The sequence below is a fragment of the Methylorubrum rhodinum genome, assembly GCF_014199935.1.
GTDB lineage: Bacteria > Pseudomonadota > Alphaproteobacteria > Rhizobiales > Beijerinckiaceae > Methylobacterium > Methylobacterium rhodinum.
Genome location: NZ_JACHOP010000005.1, coordinates 50908 through 65420, shown reverse-complemented (window position 1 = coordinate 65420; position 14513 = coordinate 50908). Strand labels below are relative to the sequence as shown.

Sequence of the window (14513 nt, the reverse complement as noted above, 5' to 3'; positions counted from 1 at the left end):
GATCACAAATTCGTGTTATCCCAAAGAGCGTCATTCGATGGATCGATCGCGGCCCACCAAGACTGTCTAGGCACGTCGGAGTAGTCCTCGCCGCCGAAGGATCGGGAAAGACTGGCGGGGCCGGTCGGCGGATTCTGGTCAGCGGCTCGGCGCGCCCCGAACGAGCTCATCGACGAGCCTCATGAACGAAAGTGCAGGCCCCGCACGTCGCGGCGAGCCAAGGGAATGTCGCTGCCGTGGCAGCGGGCCGGGGCGGTACCCGCGATAGTCGTCTCAAGCCTGATCATGGCTTTGCGAGGCCACCATGCTCGACGTGACGCCGACTCCTCTGCAGCGCCTCCTGCGCGAGCGCCGCCGCGGCTACACCCTTCCGGCCCCCTTCTATCTCAGCCCCGAGATCTTCGAGGCCGACATGGAAGCCATCTTCGGCCGGCACTGGATCTATGTCGGCGTCGAGCCCGACGTGCCGGAGGCCGGCGACGTCATGGTCGTCGATATCGGCAGGACCTCGGTCGCCATCGTCCGCGACGACGACAACGAGATCCGCGCCTTCCACAACGTCTGCCGCCATCGTGGCGCGCGGCTCGTCCACGACGAGAAGTCGACCGTCGGCAACCTCGTCTGCCGCTACCATTCCTGGACCTACGACCTGACCGGCAACCTGATCCATGCCGAGTATATGGGCCCCGATTTCAGACGAGGCTGCCACGGCCTGAAGCCGGTCCACGTCCGCTCGCTCGAAGGCCTGCTGTTCATCTGCCTCGCCGAAGAAGCGCCGGCCGATTTCGACGAGATGGCCGCTCGCCTCGGGCCGTATATCGCCCCCCACAACGTGCGCGAGACCAAGGTCGCCTTCCAGAAGGACATCATCGAGCCGGGCAACTGGAAGCTCACGATGGAGAACAACCGCGAGTGCTACCATTGCGGGGCCAACCATCCCGAGTTGACCGTGCCGCTCTTCGCCTACGGCTTCGGGTTCAGTCCCGAGGAGATGGACGAGCACGACCGCGCCAACGCCGAGCGCTACGGCTGCCTGCTCAAGGCCCGGCACACCGAGTGGGAGGCCGAGGGCCTGCCCTCGCGGGAGATCGACGAGCTCGACACTATGGTCACCGCCTTCCGCACCGAGCGCCTGCCGCTCGACGGCGACGGCGAGTCCCACACCCTCGACACCAAGGCGGCCTGCAAGAAGCTCTTGGGCAACCTCACCAACGCCAAGCTCGGCGGCCTCTCGGTCTGGACCCAGCCCAACTCCTGGCACCACTTCCTCGGCGACCACATCGTCACCTTCTCGGTGCTGCCGCTCGACGCCGAGCGCTCGCTGCTGCGCACCAAGTGGTTGGTCCACAAGGACGCGGTCGAGGGCGTCGATTACGATCTCGCCAACCTGATCGGCGTCTGGGAAGCCACGAACGATCAGGACAGCGAACTCGTCGGCATCTGCCAGCAGGGCGTGAAGAGCCCGGCCTACGAGCCCGGCCCCTACTCGCCGAACACCGAGATGCTCGTGGAGAAGTTCTGCAACTGGTACGTCGGTCGCATGACCGCGCATCTGGGGCGCTAGAGCCATGGCGTCGGCCCCCTCCTCCGAGCCGGCCGCCCAGCGGCTGGCGGCCTCCGCGCCCTGGGATGCGGAGGCCGACGACAGGCTGGTCTGCCTCGCGGTGCGCGACGAGACGCACGACGTGAAGACCTTCGTGCTGGCACCCAAGGAACCCCGGCTGTTCGCCTACGCGCCGGGCCAGTTCCTGACGTTCTCGTTCGAGATCGGCACTGATACGATCCACCGTTGCTACACGATTTCCTCGACGCCGACCCGGCCGCACGCCGTGTCGTTCACGGTCAAGCGCGTGCCCGGCGGCCCGGTCTCGAACTGGCTGCACGACAATCTCAAGCCCGGCGACACCGTCCGCGCGCTGGGGCCGATGGGCGACTTCTCCTGCCTCCGGCATCCGGCGCAGAAATACCTGCTGCTGTCGGGCGGCAGCGGCGTGACGCCGATGATGTCGATGGCCCGCACGTTTCACGACCTCGCCGAGCCCCGCGACGTCGCCTTCGTCCACTCCGCCCGCACGCCCGCCGACATCGTGTTCCGCAGGGAACTCGAGACGATGGCGCGGCTCGACGCAGGTTTCCGCTTCCACGCGGTCTGCGAGGCTGACGCTCCCAACGAGGTGTGGTCCGGGCCTAAGGGCCGTCTCACGCTCGAAACCTTAAGGGACGCGGTTCCGGATTTCATGGACCGCGAGATCTTCGTCTGCGGCCCCAAGCCCTATATGGACGCCGTGCAGGCTCTGCTGCGGCAAGCCGGCTTCGACATGGCCCGGCACCATCAGGAGAGCTTCGACTTCGGCGAGCTGTCCGAGGCCGAGCAGGCCGCCGCCACGGACGCCGAGAAGAGCCTCGACGCCGCGCCCGCGGGTGGCGTGCGCACCTTCAGGGTCGAGTTCGCCAAGACCCGGCGCGTGCTCGAATGCCCCGAGACCGAGACCGTGCTCGACGCCGCCCGCAAGGCCGGCATCCGACTGCCCTCGTCCTGCGCCAAGGGCCTGTGCGGCACCTGCAAGTCGAAGCTCACCAAGGGCACCGTCTCGATGACCCACGCGGGCGGCATCCGCCAGCGCGAGATCGATGCCGGCATGGCGCTGCTCTGCTGCTCCAAGCCGACGAGCGACCTTGTGGTCGAGCGCTGAAGCGCGCGCCCGGCCCGTTCAAAACTCGCAAAACATCGTTCAACCCGTCGGGAGTCGTCCCGTGATCGCCAATGCCGACGCGCTTCTGAAGCCCCTGACCATCAAGGGCCTCACCATCCGCAACCGGGTGATGTCCACGAGCCATGCCCCCGGCTACGGCCGGGACGGCAAGCCGCAGGAGCGTTACCAGCTCTACCACGCCGAGAAGGCCAAGGGCGGCATCGGGCTCACCATGTTCGGCGGCTCCTCCTCGGTCGCCGTCGACAGCCCGGCCGCGCCCTGGAACCAGATCTCGGTCGCCGACGATTCGGTGATCCCGTATTTCCGCCAGTTCGCCGACCGGGTGCATCAGCACGGCGGCAAGCTGATGATCCAGCTCACCCATATGGGCCGGCGCACCAAGTGGGACACGGAGCACTGGCTCCCCACGGTCTCGCCCTCGCCCCGGCGCGAACCCGCCTCCCGCACCCTCCCGAAGGAGATGGAGGCCGAGGACATCGCCCGCATCGTGAAGAGCTTCGCCCAGGCCGCGCGCCGCTGCCGCGAGGGCGGGCTCGACGGCTGCGAGGTCTCGGCCGCCCACGGCCACCTCATCGATCAGTTCTGGTCGCCGTCCTGCAACCAGCGCACCGACCGGTACGGCGGCAGCCTGGAGAACCGGATGCGCTTCGGCATCGAGGTGCTGGAGGCGATGCGCGCCGAGGCCGGTGACGATTACGTCATCGGCATCCGCATGTCCGGCGACGAGATGATCGCCGACGGCCTGTCCCAGGAAGACTGCGTCGCCATCGCCGCCGAGTACGCCAAGCGCGGGCTCGTGGACTTCCTCAACATCCTCGGCGGGCAGGCGCGCGACCACATCGCCCACGCGATCTCGCTGCCGAACATGTCCTTCCCCGTGGCGCCGTTCCTGTTCCTGCCGAGCGCGATCAAGCGCGAGGTCGACGTGCCGGTGTTCCACGCCCAGCGCGTCACGGATCTGGCCACCGCGGCCCGCGCGGTCGCGGAAGGGCACGTCGACATGGTCGCGATGACCCGCGCCCACATCGCCGACCCGCATCTGGTGAAGAAGCTCTCCGAGGGCCGGGCCGACGACATCCGGCAATGCGTCGGCGCGGGCTACTGCATCGACCGCATCTATGTCGGCGGCGACGCGCTCTGCATCCAGAACGCCGCCACCGGCCGCGAAGCCACCATGCCGCACGAGATCCGCAAGGCGGATGTCCGCCGCCGGGTCGTGGTGATCGGCGCCGGCCCCGGCGGCCTGGAAGCGGCCCGCGTCTGCGCCGAGCGCGGCCATGCCGTTGTGCTGTTCGAGAAGAGCGGGCAGGCCGGCGGCCAGATCGGCCTCGCGGCCAAGGCCGGCTGGCGCGAGGCGATGTCGGGCATCCCGCGCTGGCTGGTGGCCCAGGTGACGAAGCTCGGCGTCGATCTGCGCCTCAACACCGAGGCCACGCAAGCGGCGGTTCTGGCGGAAAAGCCCGACGTGGTGATCGTCGCGACCGGCGGCACGCCGTTCCGCGGCCACGCCAAGGGCGCCGCCGAGCACGCCGTCACCACCGCCGAGGTGCTGGCCGGCACGGTCGAGCCGACCGGCTCGGTGCTGCTCTACGACGAGATGGGCCAGCACAATGCCGCCTCCGTCGCCGAACTGCTGGCCAAGCGCGGCTGCCTCGTCGAGATCGCCACCCACGACCGGATGATCGCGGAGGAGGTCGGCACCACGAACCAGCCGATCCACCTGCGCGAACTGTACAAGCTCGGCGTGGTGATGAGCCCGAACCTGGAGCTGATCGAAGTCTACCCGGAAGGCAACCGGCTGGTGGCGGCGCTTCGCAACACCATGACGGAGGCGGAAGAGGAGCGCGTGATCGACCGCCTCGTGGTCGAGCACGGCACGCTGCCGGTGGAAGGGCTCTACCGCGCGCTGAAGGATGCCTCGATCAACCGCGGCCAGACCGACGCCGAAGCGATGATCCGGGGCGAGCCGCAGCCCTACGACCTGTCGAAGGGCTACGCCCTCTACCGCATCGGCGACGCGGTCGCCGGCCGCAACATCCACGCGGCGATCTACGACGCGCTGCGGCTGTGCAAGGACATCTGAGGCGCTAACGCGCCGCCGCACTTCCCTCCCCCCTCCGCGGGGGAGGGTGGCCCCCGGAGGGGGTCGGGAGAGGGGAAACCCCGCTTCCGGAGAATTCGGGTCGAGCGCGGCCAAGCGGAACCGTGGTTCCCCTCTCCCGCCTCGCTCCGCGAGGCACCCTCCCCCGCAGAGGGGGGAGGGTTCGTGCTGCCGCCAAGCCCTTAGGCACCGTCATGACCAGCCTCATGCCCTTGACCACGGTGTTTCCCGGCCTCGTCTGGCTGATGGCGGCGCTCGCCCTCGTCCAGGGCTTGCGCCGCGCCGCGCTCTGGCGGGTCGGGGCCGCGGCGCCGGTGGCGTGGCTCGACGGGCTCGCCCAACTGCCCAAGCGCTACCTCATCGATGTCCACCACGTGGTGGCCCGCGATCCTTACGCCTCGCGCATGCACGCGGTCGTGGCCAGCGGCCTGCTCGCGGCCTCGATCCTCACCGCGCTCGCCATCCTGCCGCCGATCGCGGGTTTCCGCCCCTACTGGTGCGTCGTGGCGCTCGCCTTCGGCGTCACGGCCGTCGGCGCGCTGCTGGTGGGCGCCCGGCGCTATCCGGAAAAGCAGAAGCGCCTCTCCGCCGGGCGCTTCCAGATCCTGCCGTTCCTGCTCGTCGCCTACGCGGTCGGCGGCACCGCCACCGCCCTGCTGCTCGCCTTCGGCATCGGTGGCGTGTTCGCGCCGCTCGCCCTGGCGCTCGCGGCGGCCGGTGGTCTCGGGCTCGCCTTCGAGGTGCGGCACGGGCCGATGCGCCACGCGGCGGCGGGCGCGCTGCATCTCGTCGCCCATCCCCGGCCCGGCCGGTTCGAGGGCCGGCCCGATACCGCGCTCCAGCCCCTCGACCTCGACGCGCCCCGGCTCGGCTCGGAGATGCCCGCCGACTTCACGTGGAACCGGCTGCTTTCCTACGACGCCTGCGTCAGCTGCGGGCGCTGCGAGATCGCCTGCCCGGCCTTCGCCGCAGGCCAGCCGCTGAATCCGAAGAAGCTTATTCAAGATCTCGTCGCAGGCCTCTCTCCCGCCGAGCCGGCCTACGCCGGCAATCCCTATCCGGGCGGGCGTCAGCCTCAGGGCGACCGCGGACCGCTCGCCGGGCTGATCGGGCCGGATGCCCGCATCCATCCGGACACGCTCTGGTCCTGCACCACCTGCCGCGCCTGCGTCGAGGAATGCCCGATGATGATCGAGCATGTCGATGCGGTGGTCTCGCTGCGCCGCCACCAGACGCTCGAGCGCGGCGCCTTGCCCGAGAAAGCCGTCGGCCCGGTCACCGAATTGCGCCAGTCCGGCGATCCCGGCGGGCGCCCGCTCTCGGCCCGCACCGACTTCGCCGCCGGCGTCGATCTGCCGGTGATGGCCGATCGCGGCGGGGCCGATATCCTGCTCTGGCTCGGCGAGGGCGCCTACGATCTGCGCTACGGCCGCTCCTTGCGCGCCCTGATCCGCCTGCTGCACGAAGCGGGCGTCGATTTCGCGGTGCTGGGTGCGGAAGAGCGCGACACCGGCGACCTCGCCCGCCGGCTCGGCGACGAGGCGACCTTCCAGGCGCTGGCGCGGGCGAACATCGCGACGCTGGCCAAATACCGCTTCGAACGGATCGTGACGGCCGACCCGCACGCGCTGCATGCGCTCCGCAACGAGTATCCGGCCTTCGGCGGGCGCTACACGCTCACCCACCACACCGCCCTCCTGCTGGAGCTGATCCGCGCCGGCAAGCTCAATCCGGCCCGACTGCCGGACCTCTCGGTGACCTATCACGACCCCTGCTACCTCGCCCGCTACAACGGGGAGACCGAGGCGCCCCGCGCCGTGCTCGACGCCATCGGGGTCTCGCGCTCCGAGATGGCCCGCTCCGGGAAACGCGCGATGTGCTGCGGCGGCGGCGGCGGCGCGCCGGTCAGCGACATTCCGGGCGAGCGGCGCATCCCCGACCTCCGCATGGCCCAGGCCGCCGAGACCGGCGCCGGCATCGTCGCCGTCGCCTGCCCATCCTGCACGGCGATGCTGGAGGGCGTCACCGGTCGGACAGCGGAAATCCGCGACATCGCCGAGTTGCTGCTCCAGGCGGTGGAGGCCGGCCGATGACCCGCCTGCGCCGCGATCCGCGCGCCGAGCGGGCCTCCATCCAGGTCGCGGGCGAGGCCCGGCCCCGCTTCGACCGCACGGCCCGCCGCATGGGCAGCGGTCGCCCTCGCCGCGATCCGCGGGCCGAGCGCGCCGGCCAGCGGGTCGCCGCGGAGGCGCGCCCGCGCTACGATCTCAGCCAGACTTTGCGCTTCGACGCAGCCGTGGTCGCCAACACGCAGCCCAAAACCGCAGCGGCGGCGCCTTCGAAAATCCTTATCCTCGAAAACCCCGCCTTCCTCGTCGCGGTGGTGCCGGACGCTCCCGGCGGGCGGCTCTCGTCCCATGACCGGCAAGTGCTCGGCGCCGCCCGCGCTTTGGCCGGCCGCGAGGGCGGCGTGACGATCCTCACCGTCGGAGCGTGCGAGGGCGTCGGCCCGGCCGGCGCCGACCGCTGGCTCCCGCTCGAGGCGGCGGAGGGCTACGACCCCGCGACCCAGGCCGCCCGCGTCGCGGTGGCGCTGACGGCTTTGGCACCGCGCCACGTCCTGTTCCCGGAATCCCTCGACGGCGGCGACCTCGCCCGCCGGGTCGCGGTGCGGCTGGGCGAGCCCGTCTTCACCAATGCCGAGGTGGTCGCGGCCAACAGCCTCGTGCGCCCGGCCAAGGGGCGCCGCGTCGAGCAGCGGATCGCGCCGGGGCTGCTCGCCACCGTCGCGCCGGACGCGGTCGCCGAGTACGGCGGCCCACCCCGCGAGGCCCGCTTGCTTCCCGTGGAGGCCGAAGCATCGACGCCAAGTCCTAAAAGAATCGTTTCGGCGGCGCGGGTTCCGGCGGACCCGGCGACGGTGCCGCTGGCGCTCGCCGAGTTCGTGGCCTCCGCCGGCAACGGCCTCACCGACCTCGACACGTTCCGGCAGGTGGTGGCAGCCTTGCACGCCACGCCCGGCGCCAGCCGCGTGCTGTGCGATGCCGGGCTGATGCCGCGCCACACCCAGGTCGGCGCCTCCGGCACGGTGCTGGCCGCCACCTGCTACTTCGCGCTCGGCATCTCCGGCGCGCCGCAGCACCTTCAGGGTGTCGCCGGCTGCGAGCACGTGGTGGCGGTCAACACCGACCTGCACGCCGCGATGATCGAGCGCGCGGGCCTCGCCATCGTGCAGGACGCGCAAGCCGTGATGCCAGCCTTGCTCAAGCTGCTGGCGCAGGAAGCGGGAGACGCCTCTTGAAGATAGTGGTCCTGCTCTCGGCCGGGCGCCATCCGGTCTCCGGCACCCCCGTCCTGCCGCGGATGGAGGCGCAGGCGATCCGGCTTACCACTGCGCTCGGCGAGGCCATCGGCCTCCATGCCGGGCCGGACGCGGACGCCGTGCGCGAAGCGCTCGGCCTCGGTCTCACCCACATCGAACACATCGCCCTTGGCGAACATCTCGATCCGGTGCCGGCGCTCAGTGCCCGGCTCGCCGCGATGGCGCCCGACCTCGTGCTCGCCGGGCGGCGCGGCCAGGGCGGGTCTGAGAGCGGGGTCGTCCCCTACGCGCTGGCCGAGGCCCTCGACCTGCTGCTGATCCCCGACGTGGTGGCGGTCTCGGGCGGCGCGGAGACGCTCACCTTCGACCAGAGCCTCGGCCGCGGCGCCCTGCGGCGGGTCGCCGTGCGCGGGCCCGTCCTCGCCACGGTGCATCCGGACGCCGCCGCTCCCCTCGCCTACGCCTTCGGCAAGGCCCGCCGCGGAACGATCGAACGCGTGGATACCGCCGCCGCCGCGAACGTGCCGGAAGCGGTCGTCGAGGAGCGGCCCTATCGCCGCCGCCCGAAGCTGGTGAAGGGGGCGCCGACCGGCGGTTCGGCCGCCGAGCGGCTGAAGGCCGCGACCGGCGAAGGCGGCTCGGCCGCCAAGGGGCGGCTCCTCGTCGAGCCCGACCCCGAGCAGGCGGCGCGCGAAATCCTCGCCTATCTGCGCCAGATCGGCGTGCTCCCCGAGTCTTCGAAACCGAACCGCTGAGTTTGTCCGCGATGCCCTTGAGCCCCGACGACGTCCTGACCCGCCTGCGCGAGCAGGGCATCGCCTACACGCTGTTCGAGCATCCGCCGGTGCTGACCGTCGAGGCGATGATGGCCGTGTGCGGCGACATCGCGGGCGCGCACACCAAGAACCTCTTCCTGCGCGACGGGAAGAAGACGTACTTCCTCGTCACCCTGCATCACGACGCGGCGATCGATCTCAAGGCGTTCCGCGCGGTACTCGGCGCTCGGGGCGGGCTGTCCTTCGCGAGCGCGGAGGCCCTGCGCGAACAGCTCGGCGTGGAGAGCGGGGCGGTCTCGCCGCTCGCCGCGCTCAACGCCGCGCCGGGCAGCGTCAAAATCTTCGTCCAGGACAGCCTGCTGGAGGAGACGCGGATCAACGTCCATCCGCTGGTGAGCACCCGCACGCTCAACCTCGTGCCGGACGATCTCGTGCGGGTGCTGCGCGCCGAGGGCCACGAGGTGACCGCCTTCGCCCTGCCGCAGGCGGACACCGAAGCGGCCTGAACGAAAAAAGCACGGAACGGGACCAGCGGTCCCGTTCCGTGCCTTGAACTCGACGGCCCTTCAGCAGAACGACGGCCGGCGATGATTCAGGATCATCGCCGACGCGATCACGCGGCCTGGGCGACGGGCGCGAACGGCAGCGCGAACAGCGATCCGGTCAGACTGATGGCCGGGAAAGCCGCCTCCGGCTGCACCGGCCGGCCGCCGATCTCGGCGCGGGTCAGCCCGATGTCGTCGAGGGCGGCATCGCTCAGGTCGGCGAGCGCGGTTTCCGTCTCCCTGGCGCGGAGATAGGAGAGAACACCTTCCGTCAGCTTGATGAACATTGCCTTAACCTCGGACACATGGCCGCTGCACTTGATTTATGCGGCCGGACACGTTCCGAATATGGCCTTTGTTGCAGCGCGGGAGGAGCGTCGGTTCTGAAGATCAGCCCCGCCCAGCGCGCATGCGCTAGGCAAAAAGCAGCCTCTTTGAGCGTCATGGCGTCGTTCTGTGCAGGGCGGATTGCACGAGACTGCCATGTCTCATACCGTTTCCGGATGATCAGATCGGTCTGATCCTGTGTGACCCCAAAGAGCGAAACCGATCTGATCATCCGGAAATGGCATCACACCTCCCAATCCGCCGCTCCAAAAAAAGGGCCGACACCGCATCCCCGCGTGCCGGCCTCTATTTCTCAATCCCGAAAGCGTCGTGTCACATCCCCGTCGGTCGGCCCGCAGCCACCACCAGCATCTGGCCGTCGCCGAGCGTCCGCGCCCCGGCGCGGCGGATGTCGGCCTGGGTCACGCTCGCCACCATGTCGTTGCGGCGGGCGATGTAGTCCATGCCGAGGCCCTCGAAGGCGATCTGCACGAGCTGGCCGGCGATCTTGGTCGAGGTGTCGAAGCCGAGCGCGTAGGAGCCGGTGAGGTAGTCCTTGGCCTTCTGCAGTTCCTCGTCGCAGGGGCCGTCGGTGATGAGGCGGGCGATCTCGTCGCCGATCACGTCGAGGGCCTCCGTCACGCGCTCGTTCTTGGTGGCGGTGTAGCCCCAGGTCATGGCGACCGCCCGGTGCGAGGTCAGCGAGGTGCCGACCGAGTAGGCCAGCCCCCGCTTCTCGCGCACCTCCTGGAACAGGCGCGAGGTGAAGGCGCCGCCGCCCAGGATGTGGTTCAGCACGTAGGCTGGGATGAAGTCGGGATCGCGCCACGCGATGCCCGGCAGGCCGAAGCGGATCACCGATTGCGGCACGTCGAGATCGACGACGATGCGGCTGCCCAACTCGCGGATGCTCGTGGCCAGCACGGGCTTGAGCGGCCCGGCCTCGGGCAGGCCGCCGAAGGCGCGCTCGATCATCGCGGCGATGCCGTCCGCCTCAAAAGCGCCGACGGCGGCGACCTTCAGGCCGCCGCGGCCGATGAGCGCCCGATGCATCGCCACGAGATCGTCGCGGGTGATGGCCGAGACCGTCTCGATCGTGCCCGAGGACGGGCGGCCATAGGGATGATCCGGGAAGGCGGTGCGGAAGTAGCGGCGCGAGGCCAGCACGCCGGGATCGTTCTGCTGATAGCGCAGGCTCGCGATCATCTGCGCCCGCACCCGCTCGACGGAGGGCGCGTCGAAGCGCGGCTCGGCCAGCGCCAGGGCCAGCAGGCGGATCGCCTCGTCGGCATGGGTCAGCAGGGTCTTGAGCGAGCCGCCGATGGAATCGGGGCCGGTGTGGAAGCTCAGCTCGATCGCACGCGCCGCCAGCGCCTCCTGGAAGGCGTTGGAATCGAGGTCGCCCGCGCCCTCGTCGAGCAGGCGCCCGAGCATCTGCGCGGTGCCGGCCTTGCCCTCGGGGTCCTGCGCCGCGCCGCCCTCGAAGGTGAAGGACAGGGCGATCATCGGCACCACGGGCGAGGCGACGTGCCACGCCTCGATGCCGGGGGCGGCCGCCACCGGCAGCGCCTGGGTCGGCGAGGTCGCGGTGCGGGTGCCAGTCTCGGCGAGGTTCATCGGAGGGTTCCTGAGATACGTCTGAAATCGGCGCCTTGCCTCGGAGGCGGCGCCGTCAAAGGGCTAAGGTCCGGCGTCAGGCGACCGCGACGTCGGGGTCGCGGGCCTTGGTGAGGTAGCCGGTCACCGAGCGGGCGGGCACGAGGTAGCGCGCGGCCACCGCGGCGAGCCGGTCGCGGGTGACCGCCTCGATGTCGACGGGCCAGCGGCGCACCTCCTCGACGGTCTCGCCGATGGCGAGCGCCGAGCCGTAGATGCGGGCGAGCGAGGATTGCGAGTCGGAGGAATAGACCGTCTCGGCCACGAGCCGGATCTTGGCCCGCTCGATCGCCTCGGGATCGAGGGCCTCGGCGGCGCGGCGCAGCACGCGGTCCACGTGCTCCTCCAGCGCCTCCAGGCTCACGCCCTCGGCGGGCACGGCGTAGACGGCGAACCGCGTGTCGTCCATCGCCGAGCCCATGTACCAAGCGCCGGCATTCACCGCGACGCCAAGTTCGAGCACGAGCTGACGGTAGAGGAACGAGGTCGCGCCGCCGCCGATCACCTCGGCCAGCAGTTCCAGCGCGTGGCCCTCGCCGTCACGGGCGGTCATGCAGGAGGGGGTGAGGTAGAGCCGCTGCAGCGTCGGCTGCTCGACCTTGGGGTCGGCCACCGCGATGCGGCGCATCGCCCGCGGCTCCGGCTCGCGCGGGCGCAGGCGCCTGGGCCGCGCGCCCTGGGGCGTCACCTTCCCATAGGTGTCCTCGGCGAGGCGCCGCACCTCGTCCGGGGTCACGTCGCCGGCCACCACGAGGATCGCGTTCTCGGGGGTGTAGAAGCGGCGGTAATAGTCGATCGCGTGGCTGCGGTTCAGCTCCTCGATCTCGTGCATCCAGCCGATGATCGGGATGCCGTAGGGGTGATGCACGAACAGCGAGGCCGCCATCGCCTCGGAGAGCTGGGCCGACGGATCGGTCTCGACCCGCATGCGGCGCTCCTCCAGCACCACGTCGCGCTCGGGCGCCACCACGGCGTCGTCGAGGACGAGGCCGCTCATCCGGTCTGCCTCGAAGCCCATCATCGTGCCGAGATGGTCGCGGGCGACGCGCTGGAAATAGGCGGTGTAATCGTAGCTGGTGAAGGCGTTCTCCTGGCCGCCTAAGCCAGAGACCGCCTTCGAGAAGGCGCCGGCCGGATGCTTGTCCGTGCCCTTGAACATCAGGTGCTCGAGGAAGTGGGCGATGCCCGACTGGCCGAGCGGATCGTCGGCCGAGCCGTTGCGGTACCAGATCATGTGGGTCGCGACGGGGGCGCGGTGGTCGGGCACCACCACCACGTCGAGGCCGTTGTCGAGGGCGAAGGACGACACCTCCGGCCCGCCGGCCTCCGATCGCCCGAACGGGGCCGCCTCCACCCGGCCGGCATGCGCGAAGCCGCGCTGCGGTCCCAGAGGGAGGGTGGCCTTCCGGTAGAGGTGCATTGTCTGTCCCTGTGCGGGGGCTCTTCCGCCCGTCCGCGCTTTCCGTCCCGATTGCCCGGCATTCTCCCGAGAATGCGTGCCGGGCGCAAATACCGTACCGCGCGTCGTGTCCGCGCGGCCACTCCCGATCGCCGTTTCGAGCGAATCGCCGCAGTTCCGCGTCGGGATTCACGTCTCAAGCCAGGACAGGCACCGGACGCGCGGCTGCGCTCCGTCGACGTCCCGCCTCGCTCAGTAGCGTCCCGGACTCCTCAGATAGGCACGCGGGTCGGCCTCTTCACGGTCGCTGATCGGACCGCCCACCGGCGTCCCCTGGGGCTTGGCCACCTTGACCGGAGCCTTGCGGTAGCCGGTCGGCGGATCGGTCAGCGTGTCGCGGTCGGGCTCGGCCACCGAGGGCTCGGTCTTCTCGGCCTTGCCGCTGAACATCTCGAACGGGTTGAGCCAAGTCGAGTCGCGGGTGTCGCCCTGACCCGGCGTTCCGGCCGGGCCGGTGAGCCCGCCCGCGCCGGCGCGGCGGCCGGCCTCCATCTCGTAGACCGAAAGCGTCTCGTTGTTGTCGTTCATGCGGCCTTGCGCGCCGCGGGTGATCGGCTTCTTGGCCTCGATCGCGGCGCGCTCGCGCTGGATCACCTCGGGGTCCTTCGGCCAAGCGGGATCCGCTTGGCGGGCGCGGGGCACGGGCAGGCCGGCGGTGAGATCCTGCTGGCCGCCGAGCTTGGGCGGCATGGCGAGCGGCGCGCGCTCGCGATAGGTGATGGCGGGGCGCTCGGGCTCGATCAGGCCGATGCCGCTGAGCGCGTCGCGCATCAGTTCGCCCTCGGCTCGGGCAGGGGCGGCGGCGAGGACGGCGGCGAGCGCCGTCGAGGCCAGGAGGCCACGGACGACCCGAGACGTCCGGGCCACAGACACACCGCGCCGACCGCTCATCTCGCCCTCTCCCGCCTTCGGGCCGACTCTCTCAGGCCGGCTTTTCCCGGGGCCGGACGGCCGGATCGTGTTCCGGACGCCGTCACTTCGATCCCCGGCCCTGGCGTGGGACGGGTTTCGGGCGATCGTATGGCGGGGAGCCGCTCCGGCGTGCCTCGACGTCGATTGCGCGTCGGACGCGGCTCGTCGGGCGTCACGAACCGGTCCGCGCGGCCGGGCGCAGGCTGTCGAGGATGAGGCCGACGACGCCCGCCACGATGGCGGCGTCGGCCACGTTGAACACGTACCACGACCACGTGCCGGCATGGAGATGCACGAAGTCGAACACCGCGCCGTAGGCCGCCCGGTCGATGGCGTTGCCGAGCGCGCCGCCGACGATGAGGCCGAGGGCCACCGCGAGCAGCCGCGTCGCCGCCCGGCTCATCCAAATGGAGAGCCCGACGGAGGCCGCGAGCGACAGCGCCACCAGCAGCCAGCGCCCGACCCCGCCCTCCTGCTGGAACAGGCCGTAGGAGATGCCGCGGTTCCACACCACCACGAGGTCGGCGAAGGGTGCCACCCGCCACGGCCCGGTCAGCACGAGATCGGTGCCGAAATAGAGCCCGAGCTTGGTCGCCTGATCCAGCAGCAGGGTGGCGAGGGCGGCCAGCAGGCCGGCGCGGAAGGGGGTCATGGAGCGAGCCCGGCAGAACCCTCCCCCCTCTGCGGGGGAGGGTGGCCCC

The 14513-nt window shown here is 70.7% G+C and carries 12 protein-coding genes; 7 read left to right on the top strand and 5 right to left on the bottom strand.

Annotation, left to right across the window (positions count from 1 at the left end):
* The first annotated feature begins 304 nt into the window (after positions 1-304).
* The 7 genes from HNR00_RS07985 (at position 305) to HNR00_RS07955 (ending at position 9419) form a co-directional block, all read left to right on the top strand.
* Positions 305-1564 (top strand): aromatic ring-hydroxylating oxygenase subunit alpha, encoded by a 1260-nt coding sequence (locus tag HNR00_RS07985; protein ID WP_183567577.1) that lies wholly within the window; start codon positions 305-307, stop codon positions 1562-1564.
* Between the two features lie 4 nt (positions 1565-1568).
* A complete protein-coding gene (locus HNR00_RS07980) occupies positions 1569-2693 on the top strand; it encodes an FAD-binding oxidoreductase (protein ID WP_183567574.1) in 1125 nt (374 codons plus the stop codon).
* 61 nt (positions 2694-2754) lie between these two features.
* Complete coding sequence (locus HNR00_RS07975; protein ID WP_183567571.1) at positions 2755-4797, top strand: NADH:flavin oxidoreductase; 2043 nt, start codon at positions 2755-2757, stop codon at positions 4795-4797.
* Positions 4798-5009: 212 nt separating this feature from the next.
* Positions 5010-6908, top strand: coding sequence for a (Fe-S)-binding protein (locus HNR00_RS07970; RefSeq protein ID WP_183567567.1), 1899 nt, complete (start codon positions 5010-5012; stop codon positions 6906-6908).
* Positions 6905-8116 carry an electron transfer flavoprotein subunit alpha/FixB family protein gene (locus HNR00_RS07965; RefSeq protein WP_183567564.1) on the top strand — a complete coding sequence of 404 codons (1212 nt, stop codon included), beginning with the start codon at positions 6905-6907 and terminating at the stop codon, positions 8114-8116. The genes HNR00_RS07970 and HNR00_RS07965 overlap by 4 nt, the downstream gene beginning before the upstream one ends.
* Complete coding sequence (locus HNR00_RS07960) at positions 8113-8892, top strand: adenine nucleotide alpha hydrolase family protein (RefSeq protein WP_183567562.1); 780 nt, start codon at positions 8113-8115, stop codon at positions 8890-8892. Before HNR00_RS07965 ends, HNR00_RS07960 begins: the two co-directional genes overlap by 4 nt.
* An 11-nt stretch (positions 8893-8903) precedes the next feature.
* On the top strand, positions 8904-9419 hold the full coding sequence (locus tag HNR00_RS07955; protein ID WP_183567559.1) for a prolyl-tRNA synthetase associated domain-containing protein: 516 nt from the start codon (positions 8904-8906) through the stop codon (positions 9417-9419).
* Between the two features lie 107 nt (positions 9420-9526).
* On the opposite strand, the gene HNR00_RS07950 is transcribed toward HNR00_RS07955, so the two are convergent.
* From HNR00_RS07950 to lspA, 5 genes are all read right to left on the bottom strand, one after another.
* A complete protein-coding gene (locus tag HNR00_RS07950) occupies positions 9527-9745 on the bottom strand; it encodes a DUF1127 domain-containing protein (protein ID WP_183567556.1) in 219 nt (72 codons plus the stop codon).
* Positions 9746-10118: 373 nt separating this feature from the next.
* A complete protein-coding gene (locus HNR00_RS07945) occupies positions 10119-11402 on the bottom strand; it encodes a M16 family metallopeptidase (protein WP_183567553.1) in 1284 nt (427 codons plus the stop codon).
* Between the two features lie 76 nt (positions 11403-11478).
* Complete coding sequence (locus tag HNR00_RS07940) at positions 11479-12861, bottom strand: M16 family metallopeptidase (RefSeq protein ID WP_183567550.1); 1383 nt, start codon at positions 12859-12861, stop codon at positions 11479-11481.
* A 231-nt stretch (positions 12862-13092) separates the two neighbouring features.
* The gene (locus HNR00_RS07935; RefSeq protein WP_183567547.1) at positions 13093-13791 is read right to left on the bottom strand and encodes a hypothetical protein; all 699 of its coding nucleotides are present in this window, start codon (positions 13789-13791) and stop codon (positions 13093-13095) included.
* Positions 13792-13984: 193 nt separating this feature from the next.
* The gene (lspA, locus tag HNR00_RS07930) at positions 13985-14464 is read right to left on the bottom strand and encodes a signal peptidase II (RefSeq protein WP_183567544.1); all 480 of its coding nucleotides are present in this window, start codon (positions 14462-14464) and stop codon (positions 13985-13987) included.
* Positions 14465-14513: the final 49 nt, after the last annotated feature.

Bases quoted from the DNA above. Each gene is read 5' to 3' on its own strand.
- HNR00_RS07985 (WP_183567577.1), top strand. From the start codon at position 305: ATGCTCGACGTGACGCCGACTCCTCTGCAGCGCCTCCTGCGCGAGCGC.
- HNR00_RS07980 (WP_183567574.1), top strand. From the start codon at position 1,569: ATGGCGTCGGCCCCCTCCTCCGAGCCGGCCGCCCAGCGGCTGGCGGCC.
- HNR00_RS07970 (WP_183567567.1), top strand. From the start codon at position 5,010: ATGACCAGCCTCATGCCCTTGACCACGGTGTTTCCCGGCCTCGTCTGG.
- HNR00_RS07965 (WP_183567564.1), top strand. From the start codon at position 6,905: ATGACCCGCCTGCGCCGCGATCCGCGCGCCGAGCGGGCCTCCATCCAG.
- HNR00_RS07955 (WP_183567559.1), top strand. From the start codon at position 8,904: ATGCCCTTGAGCCCCGACGACGTCCTGACCCGCCTGCGCGAGCAGGGC.
- HNR00_RS07950 (WP_183567556.1), bottom strand. From the start codon at position 9,745: ATGTTCATCAAGCTGACGGAAGGTGTTCTCTCCTATCTCCGCGCCAGG.
- HNR00_RS07945 (WP_183567553.1), bottom strand. From the start codon at position 11,402: ATGAACCTCGCCGAGACTGGCACCCGCACCGCGACCTCGCCGACCCAG.
- HNR00_RS07940 (WP_183567550.1), bottom strand. From the start codon at position 12,861: ATGCACCTCTACCGGAAGGCCACCCTCCCTCTGGGACCGCAGCGCGGC.
- HNR00_RS07935 (WP_183567547.1), bottom strand. From the start codon at position 13,791: ATGAGCGGTCGGCGCGGTGTGTCTGTGGCCCGGACGTCTCGGGTCGTC.
- lspA (WP_183567544.1), bottom strand. From the start codon at position 14,464: ATGACCCCCTTCCGCGCCGGCCTGCTGGCCGCCCTCGCCACCCTGCTG.